General features: G+C 70.6%; 27 protein-coding genes. 13 read left to right on the top strand and 14 right to left on the bottom strand.

Features of this window, described 5'->3' with window-relative positions; all coding sequences use genetic code 11:
• Positions 1-2: 2 nt before the first annotated feature.
• The 9 genes from BLW85_RS21225 to BLW85_RS21185 form a co-directional block, all read right to left on the bottom strand.
• On the bottom strand, positions 3-440 hold the full coding sequence (locus tag BLW85_RS21225; protein WP_070025152.1) for a Fur family transcriptional regulator: 438 nt from the start codon (positions 438-440) through the stop codon (positions 3-5).
• Positions 441-489: 49 nt separating this feature from the next.
• Positions 490-1,065 carry a heme-binding beta-barrel domain-containing protein gene (locus BLW85_RS21220; protein ID WP_070025151.1) on the bottom strand — a complete coding sequence of 192 codons (576 nt, stop codon included), beginning with the start codon at positions 1,063-1,065 and terminating at the stop codon, positions 490-492.
• 211 nt (positions 1,066-1,276) lie between these two features.
• Positions 1,277-2,206, bottom strand: coding sequence for a hypothetical protein (locus BLW85_RS21215; protein WP_244174895.1), 930 nt, complete (start codon positions 2,204-2,206; stop codon positions 1,277-1,279).
• The gene (locus BLW85_RS21210) at positions 2,203-2,949 is read right to left on the bottom strand and encodes a hypothetical protein (protein WP_079172382.1); all 747 of its coding nucleotides are present in this window, start codon (positions 2,947-2,949) and stop codon (positions 2,203-2,205) included. Before BLW85_RS21210 ends, BLW85_RS21215 begins: the two co-directional genes overlap by 4 nt.
• Positions 2,946-3,731, bottom strand: a complete 786-nt coding sequence (locus BLW85_RS21205) for a hypothetical protein (protein ID WP_239697823.1) — start codon at positions 3,729-3,731, stop codon at positions 2,946-2,948. Before BLW85_RS21205 ends, BLW85_RS21210 begins: the two co-directional genes overlap by 4 nt.
• 188 nt (positions 3,732-3,919) lie before the next feature.
• Positions 3,920-4,207, bottom strand: coding sequence for a DUF1416 domain-containing protein (locus BLW85_RS21200; protein WP_070025150.1), 288 nt, complete (start codon positions 4,205-4,207; stop codon positions 3,920-3,922).
• 30 nt (positions 4,208-4,237) lie between these two features.
• Positions 4,238-5,083 carry a sulfurtransferase gene (locus BLW85_RS21195; protein WP_074992864.1) on the bottom strand — a complete coding sequence of 282 codons (846 nt, stop codon included), beginning with the start codon at positions 5,081-5,083 and terminating at the stop codon, positions 4,238-4,240.
• Between the two features lie 124 nt (positions 5,084-5,207).
• Positions 5,208-5,288 (bottom strand): Ms5788A family Cys-rich leader peptide, encoded by an 81-nt coding sequence (locus tag BLW85_RS40925; protein WP_350751515.1) that lies wholly within the window; start codon positions 5,286-5,288, stop codon positions 5,208-5,210.
• A 213-nt stretch (positions 5,289-5,501) separates the two neighbouring features.
• Complete coding sequence (locus tag BLW85_RS21185) at positions 5,502-6,248, bottom strand: LmeA family phospholipid-binding protein (RefSeq protein WP_070025148.1); 747 nt, start codon at positions 6,246-6,248, stop codon at positions 5,502-5,504.
• A 77-nt stretch (positions 6,249-6,325) separates the two neighbouring features.
• Between BLW85_RS21185 and BLW85_RS21180 the strand changes: the two genes are divergently transcribed.
• The gene (locus BLW85_RS21180) at positions 6,326-6,721 is read left to right on the top strand and encodes a DUF3099 domain-containing protein (RefSeq protein ID WP_425275364.1); all 396 of its coding nucleotides are present in this window, start codon (positions 6,326-6,328) and stop codon (positions 6,719-6,721) included.
• A gap of 5 nt (positions 6,722-6,726) precedes the next feature.
• Here BLW85_RS21180 and BLW85_RS21175 read toward each other — a convergent pair whose 3' ends face one another.
• The 3 genes from BLW85_RS21175 to BLW85_RS38470 are packed head-to-tail and all read right to left on the bottom strand — an operon-like array spanning position 6,727 to position 7,633.
• Positions 6,727-7,089: a DsrE family protein gene (locus tag BLW85_RS21175; protein WP_074992862.1), complete on the bottom strand. Its 363-nt coding sequence runs from the start codon at positions 7,087-7,089 to the stop codon at positions 6,727-6,729.
• Between the two features lie 23 nt (positions 7,090-7,112).
• Complete coding sequence (locus BLW85_RS21170) at positions 7,113-7,361, bottom strand: hypothetical protein (RefSeq protein WP_074992861.1); 249 nt, start codon at positions 7,359-7,361, stop codon at positions 7,113-7,115.
• Positions 7,358-7,633: a hypothetical protein gene (locus tag BLW85_RS38470; RefSeq protein WP_070025144.1), complete on the bottom strand. Its 276-nt coding sequence runs from the start codon at positions 7,631-7,633 to the stop codon at positions 7,358-7,360. The genes BLW85_RS21170 and BLW85_RS38470 overlap by 4 nt, the downstream gene beginning before the upstream one ends.
• A 170-nt stretch (positions 7,634-7,803) precedes the next feature.
• Here BLW85_RS38470 and BLW85_RS21160 point away from each other — a divergent pair, with 170 nt between their 5' ends.
• The 10 genes from BLW85_RS21160 to BLW85_RS21120 all read left to right on the top strand — a co-directional run bounded on the left by BLW85_RS21160 (position 7,804) and on the right by BLW85_RS21120 (position 13,233).
• Complete coding sequence (locus tag BLW85_RS21160; RefSeq protein WP_074992860.1) at positions 7,804-8,646, top strand: helix-turn-helix domain-containing protein; 843 nt, start codon at positions 7,804-7,806, stop codon at positions 8,644-8,646.
• Positions 8,628-8,828 carry a DUF397 domain-containing protein gene (locus tag BLW85_RS21155; RefSeq protein WP_074992859.1) on the top strand — a complete coding sequence of 67 codons (201 nt, stop codon included), beginning with the start codon at positions 8,628-8,630 and terminating at the stop codon, positions 8,826-8,828. The genes BLW85_RS21160 and BLW85_RS21155 overlap by 19 nt, the downstream gene beginning before the upstream one ends.
• Positions 8,829-8,855: 27 nt before the next feature.
• Positions 8,856-9,062, top strand: a complete 207-nt coding sequence (locus BLW85_RS21150) for a DUF397 domain-containing protein (RefSeq protein WP_074992858.1) — start codon at positions 8,856-8,858, stop codon at positions 9,060-9,062.
• Positions 9,063-9,129: 67 nt separating this feature from the next.
• On the top strand, positions 9,130-9,426 hold the full coding sequence (locus BLW85_RS21145) for a hypothetical protein (RefSeq protein WP_074992857.1): 297 nt from the start codon (positions 9,130-9,132) through the stop codon (positions 9,424-9,426).
• Complete coding sequence (locus BLW85_RS21140) at positions 9,407-9,925, top strand: DUF6879 family protein (protein WP_341867946.1); 519 nt, start codon at positions 9,407-9,409, stop codon at positions 9,923-9,925. The genes BLW85_RS21145 and BLW85_RS21140 overlap by 20 nt, the downstream gene beginning before the upstream one ends.
• Before the next feature lie 11 nt (positions 9,926-9,936).
• A complete protein-coding gene (locus tag BLW85_RS21135; protein ID WP_074992855.1) occupies positions 9,937-10,785 on the top strand; it encodes a helix-turn-helix domain-containing protein in 849 nt (282 codons plus the stop codon).
• A gap of 98 nt (positions 10,786-10,883) precedes the next feature.
• Positions 10,884-11,012: a hypothetical protein gene (locus tag BLW85_RS40610; RefSeq protein WP_279628612.1), complete on the top strand. Its 129-nt coding sequence runs from the start codon at positions 10,884-10,886 to the stop codon at positions 11,010-11,012.
• A complete protein-coding gene (locus BLW85_RS21130; RefSeq protein ID WP_425275341.1) occupies positions 11,009-12,226 on the top strand; it encodes a methyltransferase domain-containing protein in 1,218 nt (405 codons plus the stop codon). Before BLW85_RS40610 ends, BLW85_RS21130 begins: the two co-directional genes overlap by 4 nt.
• Before the next feature lie 75 nt (positions 12,227-12,301).
• Positions 12,302-12,892, top strand: a complete 591-nt coding sequence (locus BLW85_RS21125) for a DUF6232 family protein (RefSeq protein ID WP_244174894.1) — start codon at positions 12,302-12,304, stop codon at positions 12,890-12,892.
• A complete protein-coding gene (locus BLW85_RS21120) occupies positions 12,889-13,233 on the top strand; it encodes a hypothetical protein (protein WP_074992853.1) in 345 nt (114 codons plus the stop codon). Before BLW85_RS21125 ends, BLW85_RS21120 begins: the two co-directional genes overlap by 4 nt.
• Positions 13,234-13,392: 159 nt before the next feature.
• Here BLW85_RS21120 and BLW85_RS21115 read toward each other — a convergent pair whose 3' ends face one another.
• On the bottom strand, positions 13,393-14,154 hold the full coding sequence (locus BLW85_RS21115; RefSeq protein ID WP_074992852.1) for an SDR family NAD(P)-dependent oxidoreductase: 762 nt from the start codon (positions 14,152-14,154) through the stop codon (positions 13,393-13,395).
• Between the two features lie 102 nt (positions 14,155-14,256).
• On the opposite strand from BLW85_RS21115, the gene BLW85_RS21110 reads away from it, so the two are divergent.
• Positions 14,257-15,087, top strand: a complete 831-nt coding sequence (locus BLW85_RS21110; protein ID WP_074996151.1) for a helix-turn-helix transcriptional regulator — start codon at positions 14,257-14,259, stop codon at positions 15,085-15,087.
• Positions 15,069-15,368, top strand: a complete 300-nt coding sequence (locus BLW85_RS40920; protein ID WP_143060457.1) for a hypothetical protein — start codon at positions 15,069-15,071, stop codon at positions 15,366-15,368. Before BLW85_RS21110 ends, BLW85_RS40920 begins: the two co-directional genes overlap by 19 nt.
• A gap of 17 nt (positions 15,369-15,385) precedes the next feature.
• Here the strand turns inward: BLW85_RS40920 and BLW85_RS21105 are convergent, their stop codons facing one another.
• Entirely contained in the window at positions 15,386-16,720 is a 1,335-nt protein-coding gene (locus BLW85_RS21105; protein WP_074992851.1) for a hypothetical protein, read from the bottom strand.
• Between the last annotated feature and the right edge of the window lie 2 nt (positions 16,721-16,722).

The raw sequence follows: 16,722 nt of genomic DNA, 5'->3' as shown, positions 1-16,722 counted from the left end.
GCCTACGACGTGGCGGACGGGCCCTTCGGCGAACAGTCCTTGCAGCGACCGAAGATCGCGAAGTGCTTCATGTCGGTGTCGAACCCGAACTGCCGCCGCAGTTTGTCGGTGAACTCCGCGGCCACGCTCACATCGGCCTCGATGACGTTCTCGCAGTCCCGGCACACCAGGTGCAGATGGTGGTGCCGGTCGGCGAGGTGGTACGTCGGCGCGCCGTGCCCCAGATGGGCGTGGCTGACCAGGCCCAGCTCCTCCAGCAGCTCCAGCGTGCGGTACACGGTGGAAATGTTGACCCCCGACGCCGTCTTCCTCACTTCCACGAGGATGTCGTCGGGGGTCGCGTGCTCAAGGGTGTCCACGGCTTCGAGGACAAGCTGCCGTTGCGGCGTCAGCCGGTAACCGCGCTGCCTGAGGTCGCTCTTCCAGTCGGTGCTCACCACACCGACGAGTCTAGGGCCTCTCGCCTGGGTCAGGCCGGGCTCGCGGGGCCTACTTGAAGAAGGCGATGCCGTCGTCCGGCATGTCGTCCGGGAGGGCCTTGGCCCAGCGTTCGACCTCTTCGGGGGTGACGACCTTCTTCAGGTGGGCGGACATGTAGGGGCGCAGCTCGACCTCGGGGGTCTGCTTCTCGCCGACCCACATGAGGTCGCTCTTGACGTAGCCGTAGAGCCGCTTGCCGCCGGTGTACGGCCGGGCGGCGGCGGTCCGGGCGACGGCGTCCGTCACCAGGTCGATCTGGGGCTTCTTGTCGGCCATCTCGCCGTACCAGATCTCGATGGTGCCGTCGTCACGGGTCATCGTGACCTCGACCTTGCGGTCGGCGTCGATCCGCCAGAAGCCGGACTCCGACTCCAGCGGGCGGACCTTGTTGCCGTCGTTGTCCAGGACCCAGGTGTGGGAGTGGTACTCCAGGAAGTCCCGGCCGTCGTGGCTGAAGGTGACCTCCTGCCCGAAGTTGCACTTCTGCGAGCCGGGGAAGTCGTGCACGCCCGCACCGGCCCAGTTGCCGAGGAGGAAGGCGAGCGGGACGAGGTCCTTGTGCAGGTCGGACGGGATCTCGATCATGAGCGGAGCTTTCCTGGTGGGAGGGTCAGCGCTGGCCCTGGTACAGCTTCTTCACGGTCAGGTAGGCGAAGGCGAGCACGCCGACGCAGACCAGGACCAGCAGGGTTTCGAAGAAGATCTCCACGGGTGCTCCTTGAGCGAGGGTGGGCATACGACAGAGCCGGAGCCCAGCTTACGCGGCCGGGCGCCGGCTCTCTTTCCGAGGTCGGCCTCAGCCGAGCAGCTGCTCCTGGAGCACGACGGTCTGCTGGAACGGCACGGCCTCGGCGCCGCCCTCGCGGGACTGCACCACGAGCCCGATCACGTCCCCCGCCAGGAGGTACGCCTGCCGCACGTGCGCGGTGCCGTACGGCCGCGGTTCGTCGTACGCGTAGTGCGTCACGTTCGGCACCTGCGCCTGCTCCGGGAAGGTGTCGTCGAGCACGGAGCGGGGTGCCCCGCGCAGGGTGCGCGGGGCCTGGTCGTACCCGGCGAACTCCTCCTGCTGCACCTCCCCGGCGGTCACCCCGGTGTCGAACTGGAGCAGGTAGATCCGGGTGCGGGTGCCGTCCGGCGTGGTCCAGCCGCGGGCGGCGATGTGCCGCAGGCCCCGGTCCCGGAACACCCCGGCGAGCAGGTCCCGGTCGTCCTGGAGGGCGTACTCGTCGAGGAAGGTCCCGGTCTTCACCCAGCCGTGCCTGGCGGCGAGCGTCCTGTCCGCCGTGGCGCCCCGCGGCTCGGGCAGCAGCAGTGCGCGCAGGTCGGCGTAGTGGGCGGCGGCCTTGTTCGAGGGGGCGAAGGGGGCCGGGCTGCCGGCCGGCAGCGGCGGGCGGACCAGCTCCGGGTAGTCCCAGCGGCCGTCCTTCGCGGTGGCGAGGCCGGGCACGTCGGTGCGTTCCAGCCGGGTGACGCCGTACGCGGTGGACGCCCCGAACACCGCGAAGACGGCGAGGGCGGCGGCCCAGCGGAGCGCTCCGCGCAGCGGGCGGGGGTGGCGTCGGGCCGGGGGCTGCTCCCCGGTGGTCCCCTCGGCGGAGGTCTCCGCGGCCTCTGCGGTCTCGGTGGCCCCCGCGGCCTCCGTGGCTTCCATCGCCTCCGCGGCCTCCGTGGTTTCCATGGCCTCCGCGGCCTCCGTGGCCGCCATGGCGTTCCGCTCGCTCATACGGCCTTCCCCGGTTCCTTGATGCGGTCGAGCTGGCGCCCGATGAACAGGGCGAGGGCGTTGGTCTGGGCGGGACGGGGTCCCGCGGCGTCGACGCTGACCAGGACGCCGCCCTGGTAGGCGGAGCAGAACATCTGGTCGAACTTCTCGCCGTCGTCCTTGGGCGTCAGGAAGCACGCGGCGTCCTTGTGACCCTTGATCGCGGGCCCCTTGCGGAAGTGCAGGGCGGAGGCCAGCGCCCGGGCGAGGGCGACGTCGTGGTCGTGCACCGAGCCGCCGCCGTCCATCCGGACCAGCTGGACGTCGATGGTCAGGGCGTGCTCCCCGTCGTCGTCGCTGGAGTCGACGTTCGAGTAGCTGCGCATGGCCATGCCGCTGATGTGCTGCTTGTCGATCAGCTCGTCCATCCGCCGCCGGGTGTCCGGCGGCAGGCCCTGGATCGCCTGCTTGCGCAGGGCGGTGGCCTGGCGCCCGGTGAGCGAGACGTCGGAGCCGTACTGGCCGATGTCCGGCCCTCGCGTGTATCCGACCGGCCCCTCCTCGTAGGGCAGCAGCAGGCCGGAGAGCCCGGTGGCCTTCCCCCCGCCGGTGTCCTTGGCGGCGGCCGCCGGGGGGAACTTCCAGACGGGTCTGCCGGGGTCCCGGTCGGCGCCGGCGACGGTGACGGCGGTGAAGCCGGCCCCGGCGACGACCGCGGCGGCCAGCAGCCCGGCCCCGACGATCCTGCCCTTCGCTCTGCTCACAGCCGGCCCACCTGCCGCTTCGCCAGATCCATGATCTTCTCCTTGGACACCGGCTTGGAGTCGGTGATCCACATCTCCATGACGATGTCGCCGCGCGAGGCGTAGGCCTCGGCCTCGTACATCGGCAGGTATCCGGGCCTGGTCCGCGGCCGGTCGTGCACGTACGCCATCCCGTCCCCCGCGCCGGGGACCGGCCAGCTGTCGGTGTCCTGCTTGGACCCGACCCATGCCTCCTGGTCCTTCACGTGCTCGCGCGCGCCCGCCTCCTGGTCCTGGTGGTACTGGACGAGCCGGATCTCGACGGCGTACGTGGCACCGGTCTCCCAGCCGGTGACGGCCGCGCGCCGGAACTGGCTCTGGAGGTCGTAGCGGAAGGCGGCGCCGGGGTGCTCGCTGTTCGTGGCGTACTCGACCAGATCCATCCAGCCGTCGTCGCCGGTGCCGTCGTCCCGGGCGCCGCGCGGCTTCGGCAGCAGCAGTTCGCGCAGGTCGCCGTCCGTCTTGACCTGCCGGTCCTCGGCGGCCGTGAGCAGCGGGACGTCACCCTTGCCCTGCCGCAGCACCGGCTGGGACAGCGACGGCAGCCTCGTGGGCGGCCGCCCGGCCTGTACGACGTACCCGGTACACACCCCGGCGACGATCCCGAGCGCGGCGGCCCCGGCGATCAGTCCGGCGGTACGGCCACGCCGCCGTACCGGGGCCGCGGGTCTGTCCGCCTCCCCCGCCTCCGTCTCCGCCTCGGCCGCTCCGGCCCGCGGTGCCGGCGATTCCAGGTCTTCCACGGCAACCCCCTCCTTGTACGGGCACGGACTCGAAGATCCGCGCACGCACAGCAGACCCGTGACATGTGCATGTAGTTGTAGGGGGCGAGGTCACGATTCGGGGAAGCACGCGGTGTTCCGGACATGCCGAAGGGCCGCACCCCACCTGGCGTCCAACCCAGGGGTACGGCCCTTCCGCGTGCTGCCGGTCAGACGGCGATGGCGACCTCCGCGAGCCCGCCCTGCTGCGCGACGACCGTGCGGTCGGCGGTGCCGCCGGGCACCAGCGCGCGGACGGTCCACGTGCCCTCGGCCGCGTAGAAGCGGAACTGACCGGTCGCCGAGGTCGGAACCTCCGCGGTGAACTCACCGGTCGAGTCGAGCAGACGGACGTAGCCCGTCACCGGCTCGCCGTCACGGGTCACCTGGCCCTGGATGGTGGTCTCACCGGGCTTGATCGCCGAGGCGTCGGGGCCGCCGGCCTTCGCTCCGCACATGCTGTTTCTCCAGAGGTCGCTTGGGGTCGCTTACTTGTTGGCGCCGAGCTCGATCGGCACACCGACGAGGGAGCCGTACTCGGTCCAGGAGCCGTCGTAGTTCTTGACGTTCTCCACGCCGAGCAGCTCGTGCAGCACGAACCAGGTCAGGGCCGAGCGCTCACCGATGCGGCAGTAGGCGATCGTGTCCTTGGCGAGGTCCACGTTCTCGGCGGCGTAGAGCTCCTTCAGCTCCTCGTCCGACTTGAACGTGCCGTCGTCGTTGGCGTTCTTGGACCACGGGATGTTCCGGGCGCTCGGCACGTGGCCGGGGCGCTGGGACTGCTCCTGCGGCAGGTGGGCCGGGGCGAGCAGCTTGCCGGAGAACTCGTCGGGCGAGCGGACGTCGACCAGGTTCTGGGTGCCGATGGCCGCCACGACGTCGTCGCGGAAGGCGCGGATCGAGGCGTCCTGCGGCTTGGCCTTGTACTCGGTCCTGGCGCGCTCGGGCACCTCGTCGCCGGCGACCAGCTCGCGGGCGTCCAGCTCCCACTTCTTGCGGCCGCCGTCGAGGAGCTTGACGCTCTCGTGGCCGTACAGCTTGAAGTACCAGTAGGCGTACGAGGCGAACCAGTTGTTGTTGCCGCCGTAGAGGATCACCGTGTGGTCGTTGCCGATGCCCTTCTCCGACAGGAGCTTCTCGAAGCCCGCCTGGTCGATGAAGTCACGGCGCACCGGGTCCTGGAGGTCCTTGGTCCAGTCGATGCGGATCGCGTTCTTGATGTGGTTCTTCTCGTAGGCGGACGTGTCCTCGTCCACCTCGACGATCGCGATGGTCGGGTCGTCCAGGTGCTCCTGCAGCCAGTCGGCGTCGACCAGGACGTCGCTGCGACTCATGCTCTTTCTCCTCCGGGGCAGTTACGGCGGGGCGTGCGGGTACGAAGGGGCGCGCCCGGGGTGCGGGCGGCGCACGGGTGCCCAGCAGGGCGGGGTGAAGACGCGGAAGTCTCGGACGTTCCGCTCAGAAGGGGCGACAGAGCATGGCGGCAACGCGGCACAGGTCGACTGCCCGCCGCTTCGTGAGATCCGCCTGTCGCTTCATGGTGCCGATCGTAGGGACGTCGGGGCGCGCGTGTCACCGGCATGTCGTATGGCGAGACGCGATCGTCCGAATGACGGAACGAAAAAGCGCCCGGGTGGCCGGCCGGCGGCCTCCGGGCGCTCGCGTCGCGTCCTCGCATCTACGGAACGGACATCACCGTCTCGCCCCTCGGACGAACGGCGTCCGGGCGGGATGTCCGGGTCCCCGGGCTCCCTACCCCGCCAGCTTGACGTCCGAACCCCGCACGGTGATCCGCACGCCGTCCTGGGCGGCCTCCACCTTGTCCAGCTTGATGCCGCCGGGCAGCCGGTCGATGGCCTGCTGGAAGTCGGTGATCGTGCGGACCCGGTCCTCGGCGACCGAGAGACCGGTGACGGCGGGCAGCGAGTCGGCGTGCACCTCGACCTTGTCGTGGACGACGCTGACGGTGCTGAGGACGGAGACGGTGCGGTTGACGGGGATGGCGCCCGCGACGGTGCCGCTCACCTTGGCCGTCACCTTGATCTTCCCGTTGCCGCCGTCGGCGAGGCTGACGACCTGGGCGTTGACCCCGGGCAGGATCTCGGTCGGCTCGGGCTTGGCCGTCTTCAGCAGCTCGTCGTAGGAGATGGTGGCGGTGCCGGTGGCGCTGGAGGCGGTGGCCGAACTGTAGTCGCCGGAGAAGGAGACGCCCTTCATGTCGGCCTTCAGGTCGTCGATGCGGATCGTCTTGCCGGCGTCGCCGGTGGCCGCGTCGTAGCTCTTGATGCCGACCTCGACGTCGTCCAGGGAGCCGCCGGCGACCTGGGTGAGGAACGGGAAGCCCTTGATGTGCACGTCCGGCGTCGACGCCAGGTTCTCGTTCGCCTTGAGCTTGTCCGCCGCCTGGCCCTGGGCGAAGTGCACCGCCACCCGGTCCACGATCACGAACAGCCCGCCCAGGACGACGACGAGGATCAGCAGTATTCGCAGGGCGCGCATGTGGTGGTTCCCCCGGGTCGGCGTGGCACGGCTACGCCACGGTAACGCCGCGCGGGCGGGGGCACGGAGGATTGTCGATCAGTTGTGACAGGCGCCGCAGCGGCCACCGTCGTGTCGCCCGCCGAGCCGCGCTTCCACGCACGCCGTTCCCGCCGACCAGCGCCCTCCGCCATGGCGCTGAACCCGCCGCTCGGTCCTACCCTGGAGACATGTACGCACGGCGACGTCACGTGTACTTCGCCATGATGGGGGTCTGTGTGGGCCTCTTCGTCCTGGCGTGGGGGGGCGTGCGTATCTGGTCCGTCCCGGCGGCCGTCGGCATGTGCATCGTGGCCATGGTGATCCCGCCGGTCGCGGCGATGATCGCCAACCGGCGGGGGCCGGAGGACCGTTGGTGGGACGACCCGTCCGGCGATCCCGAGTCCGACGAGTGGTGGGACGAGCTGGACGGCAAGAAGCGCCCGCGCCGCTAACGGGCTCAGTAGACGAGCGCCTGGGTGTCGTCCGCCAGTGCCTCCTGGACGAAGACCTGCGCGCCCGCGATGCGGACGCCCTCGATCACGTCCTTCTCGGTGATCTCCCGCCGGGCCGCGCACTGGGTGCACAGCGTGACGCGGCCGGCCGCGAGGAGGGAGTCGAGCAGGTCGGGCAGCGGGGCCGCGTGCGGCAGCTCGAACTCGGCGGCCCGGCCGGGCAGCGCGAACCACGACGACTCCCCGGTCAGCCACAGCGAGACGTCCACTCCACTGGCCACGGCCACCGCCGCCACCGTGAACGCCTGCGAGCAGCGCTCCGGGGCATCGGCCCCTGCCGTCACCTTGATCACGAGCTTCTTCGCCATGCGGGAAGCGTAGCCCGGCCCGCTCAGACCGCCACGACGGCGATCGCCACCAGCAGGCTCGCCAGGCTGAACAGCGTCAGTACGCCGCTCACGAACGCGCCGTCGAACCCGCGGGCACGGCGGTGCCGCGGCGGTACGGCGACCGGGGCGGGAGCCGGCGCCGACGGCTCCGGCGGACGCGGCACCGGCGTCGCCGGGAACAGCGGCGGGGGGATCGCGTATCCCGGGCTGAGCGGGGCGCGGTCCGTCTCGGGTGCGGGGCGCCGGGTCATCCGCGGTGCTCCTGCCGCAGGTGCTTGCGCAGCAGCACGTTCGCGTCCGTCTCCGCGCTGCGGTCGTACTCCGACCGCGCCGCCGCGCGCCGCTCCGCGAGCGTCAGGCACGTCGAGCAGCCGGGCACCGGGCGGGGCGGCCGGCTCAGGTCCTCGGGGTCCGGCGGCATGGCCACGGCGCGCTCGTTGGCGATCCGCACCTCGGCGCTGAGGCGTGCGCGGTCGTAGAGGGTGTGCCCGGCCTCGGGGGTGGCCGGATCCGTTCCCGTCATGTTTGCTCCTTTGCTCCAAGTTCTATACGTATTGCGCTAGTTGCACTACTCTGCGTGCTCCTGGGCTGATACGAGAATGGCCCAGCGCGGAGGCGGAAACGCACGGATCGGCCCCACCTGCCAGCACGTACGGGCCACCTGCCGTAAATTCGACAGCCGGGGAGGGCGCGGTGCCGCAACGACGAGCGATCACGGGTCGCAGCCAGGAGCCGAGGGCTCGTTTCGCCGAGGAACTGCGGTTACTGCGCACCAGGAAGGGCCTGTCCCTGCGGGCACTGGCCGACGCGGTGGGCTGGGACGCGTCCCTCTTCGGCAAGATGGAGAAGGGCCAGACGCTCGGGGGGCCGGAGGTCGTGATGGCCCTGGACACGTTCTACGCCACCATCGACAAGCTGCTGACGCTGTGGGAGCTGGCGATGGCCGACCCTCCACAGTTCAGGGAGCGGTATCGGCTGTACATGAGGTTGGAGGCCGAGGCTGTCAGCATGTGGCATTACGCCGCCTCGAATCTCCCTGGCGTTCTGCAAACCCCCCAGTACGCGGAAGAGTTGCTGAGGCAAGGCGGTTTGAGCGGGGCGGAGCTGGACGCACAGGTGGCGGCTCGCATGGGACGCCGCGAACTACTGCTCGCGGACGGCGCTCCGCAGTTCCGCACAATCCTCTCTGAGACCGTGCTGCGCAGCCCGCTCCACGATTCGAGTGCGTGGCGTGCGCAATTGAGCCATCTTCTGGTGATGGAAGAGTGCTCCAACATCGTCATCCAGGTACTGCCATTGTCAGCTGGCCTACATGGGCTGACGAACACCGACGCCATGTTCCTGCGAGACGCTGGAGGCCGGACCGTGGCCTGGATCGAGACGGGCTACTCAGGCGAACTCGTCCAGGAATCAGCAGCAGTTGAGGCCCTTCAGCTCCGATACGATCGTGTACGCGATTTGGCCCTGTCTCCGGGTGAATCGCGGGAGTTCATCAAGCGGATGCTGGAGGAAACGCCATGCGAGTCATCGACCTGAGCACTCTGACGTGGCGCAAGAGCAGCTACAGCAACCAGGACGGCGGCCAGTGCCTGGAGGTCTCCGACAGCCTGCCCTCCCTCGTCCCCGTCCGCGACAGCAAGGACACCACCCGCACCCCCCTCCTCTTCACCGCCCCCGCCTGGGCGGCCTTCGTGCACGGGATCAAGTCGGCGTCGTAACCACCCCCCGCCCCTGGAGGAAACGCCATGCGAGTCATCGTCCTGAGCACTCTGACGTGGCGCAAGAGCAGCTACAGCAACACGGACGGCGGCAACTGCGTCGAGGTCTCCGACAACCTGCCCTCCCTCGTCCCGGTCCGCGACAGCAAGGACACCACCCGGACCCCCCTCCTCTTCACCGCCCCCGCCTGGGCGGCCTTCGTCAGTGCGGTACAGGCGAACCGTCGCTCTTGACACGTAGTCAGGCCAAGAGCGATGGTCCTGGGCATCTGCGGGATCCACTCTGCGGCAGGAGCACGCGATGGCTCTGAAGTTCCTCGGGATCTGGCCCAACACCCCGGATGACGGTTCGCCCACCATCTGGCTGGACGACACCACAGGCGATCTGATCATCCAGTCCTGGAAGGCCGATGAAGCGACCATCCGGGAAGCACAAGAGGTCGGCTCGGTGCCCGGACACTCGACGGACGTTCCTCCGCATGAAACCGTGATTCGCCTTCCCGCCAACATGCTCCAGTTCATTCCCAGGCCGGCAGGCCCGGAGGCGGCGCGCGGATTCGACCGCAAGGACGGCAACAGTGGCAACAGCGGTACGTGAAGCCCTCGCCAAGGCGCAGCAATCGGCGATGCACCTGGAGATGCGAGACAGCTACATGCTGGACGACCCCGAGTTCATCCGCTGGCAGCAGGGGCACCGGTACGACCCGGCCGACCGCCGGTCCTGGTGGCGCCCGTGGCTGGACGTGGTGGCCGACGCCACGGCCCGAGGGGTGGTCATGCGACGGCTGCGCGTGGTCTCCGAGCCGCTGAGCGACTACGTCCGGTACGAGTACGACGGCACGTTCACGAATGTCGAGGCCGGCGAGGACGTGCGCTGGTTGCCGCGGTCACAGGCGCGTGATCTGCTTCTGCCTGCCCTGGACGGATGGGTCATGGACGAGGAGACCGTGATCCTCCATCACTTCAGCGGCGACGGCCAGTGGACCGGCCCGCGCATGGAGGTCTGCCACGACTCCGCATTGGCCGCTCAGTACACGAAGGCGTACGAGGCGGCATGGGAACGGGCGATCCCCCACCGGGAGTACCGGCCCGTCTGACATTCCACGCCATGACCGTCTCTCCGTCTTCCAGCGCCCAACAGGCCCGCCAAGCCCTCGCGCGACGCCTTACGGATCTGTGCCGGGACGCCGGCCTGACCGGGGCCGAACTCGCGGATCGCTGCGGCTGGAGCCGGTCGAAGTCGTCGCGGATCATGAACGCCCGCACCCCACCCTCCGCCGACGACATCCGAGCCTGGTGCCGGGCCTGCGCAGCGGAGGAGCAGACGGAAGACCTGATCGCGTCGCTGCGTACGGCCGAAGGCATGTGGGTGGCCTGGCGGCGCATGGAGCGGTCCGGGCTGGCGCGGGCACAGCAGGCTCGTCTGCCTCTCTATCAGCGGACCCGCCGATTCCGGTCGTACTCCTCATGGCTTGTTCCCGGCATGATCCAGACGATGCCGTACACCACAGCGGCACTCCGGGCGATCCAGCGGCGACGGGGCCTCGTGGACGACGTGACCGAAGCGGTGGCCGCCCGCATGGAGCGTCAACGCGTGCTGCGCGAAGGCGATCGTCGCTTCGCCTTTCTCGTCGAGGAGTCCGTGCTGCGGTCCGGAATCGGCGGCGCCGACGTCATGACCGGGCAGCTTGAACACCTCGTCGCCGTGGCCTCACGCCCCAACGTCAGCCTGGGTGTCGTCCCCCAGCGACCGGACAGGGAGCGCTGGCCGGTCGAAGGCTTCTGGATCTACGACGCGGCACAGGTCAACGTCGAGCTGGTGTCCGGCTACCTCACGATCACGCAGCCCAGCGAAGTGGCCATGTACGCCGACACGTTCGCGGAACTGGCCGAGCTGGCCGTGTACGGAACCAAGGCTCGCGCACTGATCGAAGCCGCGGCGGAACGGCTTCGATGATGTACGTGCAACCTTGTGCAATCGCATGGAAGTCGGACTTCCCTCCCTCCTACCGTGTTGAACACGGCAATCCGCAGCGAACGCAAGGAGAGCGGGCGATGAGGGTACGCATCGATCTGTACGCCAAGGGAGACGACAACCTCCCCGGCCAGCCGTGGAACCCGCCGCAGGAACCACCGAGCCCGGACGGCGGCAGCCCGGAGGGGGACGGGAAGCACCGTAAGTGAAGTACGACGCCCCGCTCATGGACCGCCCCGGCCGCAAGGAGCTGGGGCGGTACCTCATGGAAACCGGTGTGCTGACCTCGGACTGGGCACCGACGTTCGCGGCCGTCGACCGGGCCGCGTTTCTCCCCGACCTCATGTGGCCCTACGACATGACGACCGGCGGAAGCGCCACCGTCGACAAGCGGAAGGACCCGGACGCCTGGTACGCGGCGGCCGACGACAACGTTCCCATCGTCACCCAGTGGGACGACGGCGCGCACCGCGGGACGGAGCCGGGCAAACTCTCCACGAGTTCCTCGTCCATGCCGTCCGTGGTCTACGGCCTGCTCCGGGACCTGACGATCGAGGAGGGCATGCGCGTCCTGGACGTGGGCACGGGCACCGGCGAGACGGCCGGTGCGCTCACCCACCGCCTCGGGCGCGGCAAGGTGACGACCGTCGACGTGGACCGCGCCGTGTCCGCGGCGGCTCGGGAGCGGTTGTGCCGACAAGGTCTGCACCCGCAGGTGGTCGTGGGTGACGGATTCGAGGGTCACGCCGCCGGGGCGCCGTACGACCGCGTCCTCGCGACGGTCGGCGTCCGCCGCATCCCCCCGGCCTGGATCAGGCAGACACGGCCCGGCGGGGTGATCCTCGTGCCATGGGGCACGGCCTACGGCAACGCGGACGCCGTGGCACGTCTGACGGTCCAGGGCGAGACGGCCGTCGGCCCCTTCACCCGTCCCGTGGAGTTCATGAAGCTCCGCTCCCAGCGTGGCCGCGTGATCGACCACGACGCCTATCTGTCGGCCGGCCCGCTGAACGATGCGGACAGGGGCACGACCTCACTGACGGAGGAGGAGTTCGTCACCGGCCGCCTCACGGACCTGCCCTTCGTCCTCGGCCTCCGCGTGCCCGGGTGCCGACAGGCCGTCGCGGACAAACGGGAAGGGGCCCGGCCAGTCTGGTTCTACAGCCTCACGGACATGTCTTGGGCGTGCGTACTGTTCCGCGAGGGACAACGGGACGCCGTGGTGTGGCAGTCGGGGCGCCGACGGCTGTGGGACGAGGTGACCGATGCCTACCTGTGGTGGAAGAACCGGGGGTCGCCGGGCGTTTCCCGCTTCGGTCTCAGCGTCGACGCCCACGGGCAACAGGCATGGCTGGACGACCCGGCGTACGAGTCCTGGACCGTCCCTTTGGGTTCCCTTGGTATGAAGGCGCCCCCACACTAGGGAGCCGGACCGTGCGGCACACACGGTTCTCCCGCTACACGCTCATGCACGACGGCAGCCGGCCCAGGGGGACACATGAGCTTTCCGGACGACAACGGCACACCGCCGACGCCCGATGCACCGCCCGTACCGCCCGTACCGCCCGCGCCTCCGCCGGCGCTCGACGAAGACGAGAACGTCGTCCTCGGTGTTCGCGGGCGCATGCTGTGGATCGGAGAGGCGGCCGTTCCGTTGCGCAACATCACCCTGGTCAACCCCCACCTCGCCAAACCCGACCGGTGGTCGGCCGCCGGCCGCCTCCTGATGTGGCTGTTGGTCATCGTCGTGATCGGGGCCGCGGCCCAGGCCGGGAGCGGGGGCGACGCACGCCTCGGCGGTCCCCTGCTCGTCCTCCTGATCGCCCTCGTCTGCTTCTTCTGCCGGGACCTCTTCACCCGGGGGAAGCCGGTCCTCGCCGTCGAGACGGCCGGCGGGGCCCAGCTGGCCGTCACCCTGCCGAGCCTGGACGAGCTGCGGCGCATCGCCGGGCAGATCGTGAACGCGATCAACAACCCGGAAGCCGAGTTCGCGACGATCGTGCACCAGTACCACAGCAACAGCACCAACAACTACGGGCCGGTCGTCAACATGACCGGCGGCCGGGGGAACACGGGGTTCAAGCTGTGAGCGACGGAACGACCAACAACTACGGGCCCGTGGCCAACCTGCACGGCGGTCAGGGCAACATCGGCTTCAACCACGGCACCGCCTACGGCGCCGCCCCCGACGCCGAACTCCGCGCCGCCGTCGAGGAACTCACCCGCCACCTGCGGGGCCTGCACCAGCACCTCACCGAGGACCAGGCCCGCACCGTGGACGAGGCCCTGCCCGAACTGGTCCCCGACCGCGGTGCCCTGCGCGAGCGCGGCCTCATGCTGGCCTCGCTCGCGCAGATCGCGGCCGCCGTCGGCACGGTGGGCCGGCCGCTCGCCGAAGCGGTCGGCCGGCTGATCGAGCTGGTGCGTTGACGGCCGCCTAGCTAGGAGCAGGCCGGTACGGAGACTGCGGGCGGGTCCGTCCCATGCTTCCCGCCGGTCTTCCTTCACGGCGTGCCGGCCACCGCGGACGCCGTATTGCGCGGGGCAGGAGAGTTCGCCTGCTCGGAGGACGACGAGGCCGGCGGTTCGTCAGCTCGCGCGGGTGGCGGTGATACCACCATCGACCGCGATCGTGGCACCGTGCACGTACGCCGCCTGGTCCGAGGCCAGCCACGCGACAGCAGCCGCGATGTCGTCCGGCGTGCCCGCGCGTCCGGCGGGCAGGTTTTCGGTCATGCGGCGGATGACGTCGGCTGAATCGTCGTTGATCGGCGTCCGGGTGGCGCCGGGCGCGACGGTGTTGACGCGGACGCCGCGCGGCCCGAACTCGGCCGCCCAGCTCCGGGCGAGCTGTGCTTCAGCGGCTTTCGATGCGGAGTAGAGGCCGACGAAGGCGTGTCCGACCCCCGCCATCCACGAGCCCACCACGACGATCGCGCCGCGGCCTCGCTCCGTCATCGCGGGTGCCAGCGCGGCGGTGAGGACGTGGGGGGCGCGGATGTTGACAGCGAGCGTCCGCTCAAGATCCGCGTCGGACAGGGCGATGGTGTCCACGGCCGGACACACCGCGGCGTTGTGCACCAGCAGGTCGATGATGCCACCCATGGCGTCGGTGGCTTCCCGGGCGAACGCGCGCAGGGCGTCCGGAGTGGCGGTGAGGTCGGAGGCAATGAACAGCGCGTCGCCGCCGTTGTCGCGGATCTCCTCCACCACGGTCTCGCCGCGAGCGGTGTCGCGGCCGGTGACGAGGACCCTCGCGCCTTCGGCAGCGAGGCGGTGCGCGGTGGCGGCGCCGATGCCGCTGGTCGATCCGGTGACGAGGGCCGTGCGGCCGGTGAGTGTCTGGGTCATGCCCGCCAGGCAACACCGGTACCGGGAGGGGTACCAGTGCGGGCATTGCCTGGTCACGGTATGACCAGGCAGGCGATAGAGACACTCTCTATGCTCGTGGGCATGGCAGCGGACCGTGCGGCCCTTGGGGCCTTCCTCCGTTCACGGCGGGACAGCCTGACCCCGTCACAAGCGGGGATCGAGCCGTTCCCCGGGCCGCGGCGGGTTCCCGGACTGCGCCGCGAGGAGCTTGCCGTGCTCGCGGGGCTCAGCTCGGACCACTACAGCCGTATCGAGCAGGGTCGGCAGCCCACGATCAGCGAGGACGTTCTGGAGGCGCTGTCGCGGGCGCTCGGACTCGACAGCGTGGAGCGCGAACACCTACGCCACCTCGCCGCCCCGGTCCGGCGCCCCCCACGTGATGACAGCGCGGCGCAGCGGGCGGACCCCGGCCTGCTGCGGGTGCTGGACAACCTCGATGTGCCGGGTCTGCTGCTCGGCCGCCGCGGCGTGGTCCTGGCCCGCAACACGCTACTCACCGCGGTGCTCGGTGCGCCGATGGAACCCCGTTCTTCCTTCCTGCGCTGGCTCTTCCTCGACCCCCTCGCCCGCGAACGCATCGTGAACTGGGCTGATTTCGCCGCGCCGGCAGTCGGCGCGATGCGGTACGAGGCCGGCCGGCACCCCGGTGACCGGCGCCTTGCCGCGCTGATCGCCGAGTTGAGCGCCGCCGACCCGGACGTGGCACGCTGGTGGAACGACCGCGGCGTAACTGACCGTACGTCGGTGGGCAAGCGGATCGCCCACCCCCTGGCCGGACTGCTGGAGTTCGGGATCGAATCCGTCGAGAAGCCTCGCGACCCCGACCAGCGGCTCGTCATCTACACCGCCGAACCGGACTCGTCCACCGCCCGGAACCTACCAATGCTCGCGGCGTGGGAATCGGTCACCTGACCGCCACCCGCCTGCTCCACCTGGCCGCGTGGATCGTCTTGGACTGCCGAGTGGGAACGGCTGCGGCGGTTCCTGCCGGTGAGCAACCCGCCTGCGCAAGGGCACGCCGCAGACGGCCGCCCGGCATCGACGAAGTCCGCTACAAGAAACACAACATGGTCGGACGAACGATCAACCGCCTGAAGCGGTCCCGGGCAGTCGAGACCCGCTACGACAAACGCGGGTACGTCTTCCTCGGCACCGCCACAGCGGCAACCCTGGTCATCCGGCTACGAACTTGATCACACCCGGACAAGTCCTAGCCGAGCACCCTGCCCAGCGCCCACACCACCGGGGCCGCCGCCGACAGCGGCAGGGCGACGCCCGCGGTGAAGTGGACGAAGCGGGAGGGGTAGTCGTAGCTCGCGACGCGGTGGCCGATCAGGGCGCAGGCGGCGGCCAGCGCGCCGAGCAGGGCGCCCTTGGTGCCGAAGCCCGTCATGCCGCCCACCGCGATGCCCGCGCCCGCCGCGGCGAGCAGAGAGACCACGATCGAGACGGGGGTCGGCAGCGGCAGCGCGCGGGCCAGCGCGGCGACCGCCACCGCCGCCGCGCCCACGGAGGCCGCGTGCGGGTCGGCGCCCAGGTAGCCGGTGGCCACGATCGCCAGCGCCGCCGAGGCGACGGTCGCCATCAGGCCGTACATCCGCTCGTCCGGCGAGGCGTGCGAGCGGAGCTGGAGGACCAGGGAGAGCAGGACCCACACGCCGAGCGTGCCGAGGATCGCCGCCGGGGCGTCGCCGCGGCCCGCGGCCAGCACCGCCGCGTCCGCGACCAGACCGCCCAGGAACGCCAGCGCGATGCCCTGCCGGGCCGGCCACATGCCGTTCAGCCGGAACCAGCCCGCCGCCGTCACCGCCTGGAGCACCACCAGCGGGACCACGAGCGCGAACGTACCGAGTCCGGCCGCACCCGCGAGCAGCAGCCCCAGCACAGCCGTGAGCAGCGCCGGCTGCATGCCGGGCTCGATGATCGGCGAACGGCCCTCCAGCCGCGCCCGCTGCGCGTCGGTGATCCGGGCGTTGCCGGCGAGGGTGGCGGGACCGTAGGCGGGCCCGTCCTCGGAGGCACCGGCAGCGGGAGCGGCCACCCCGGCGGCCACGGGAGCGGGCGCGGGCGCGGCCTCCGCCACCGGCTGCGGCTGCGGCTGCGGCTGGGCCATCGGCTGCGCGCCCGAGTGCGCCATCGGCTGCGGCTGGGGCTGGGCCACCGGCTGCGGCTGCCCCTGCGGCACCCCGCCGCCGTACGAGCCCGCGAACCGGTCGTGCTGCACGTCCTGCTGCTGGAAACCCTGCTGCGGGTACGGCTGCTGCTGGTACTGCGGCTGCGGATATTGCTGTTGCTGCGGGTACGGCTGCTGGTACTGCCGGCCGCCCTGCGACTCCCCCACCGGCGGCAGGTACGCCGTCTCCTCCGCCGCCCGCACCGGCTGGACCGGCGCGTGCGTCTGGGTCTCCCAGGTCTGGCCCTGCCAGTGCTGGGTGTCGTCGGGGTCGTAACCGCCCTGGGCGGAGGGGTGCCCCGGCCACTGGGGGTGCTGCTGGTGCGGGTCGTAGCCCTGGTACGGGCCGCCCTGGTACGGCTGGTCGCTCATCG

Source organism: Streptomyces misionensis (assembly GCF_900104815.1).
Taxonomy (GTDB): Bacteria; Actinomycetota; Actinomycetes; order Streptomycetales; family Streptomycetaceae; genus Streptomyces; species Streptomyces misionensis.
Note: the sequence above shows the minus strand (reverse complement) of the source record. Positions and strands in the feature narration are given on the sequence as shown.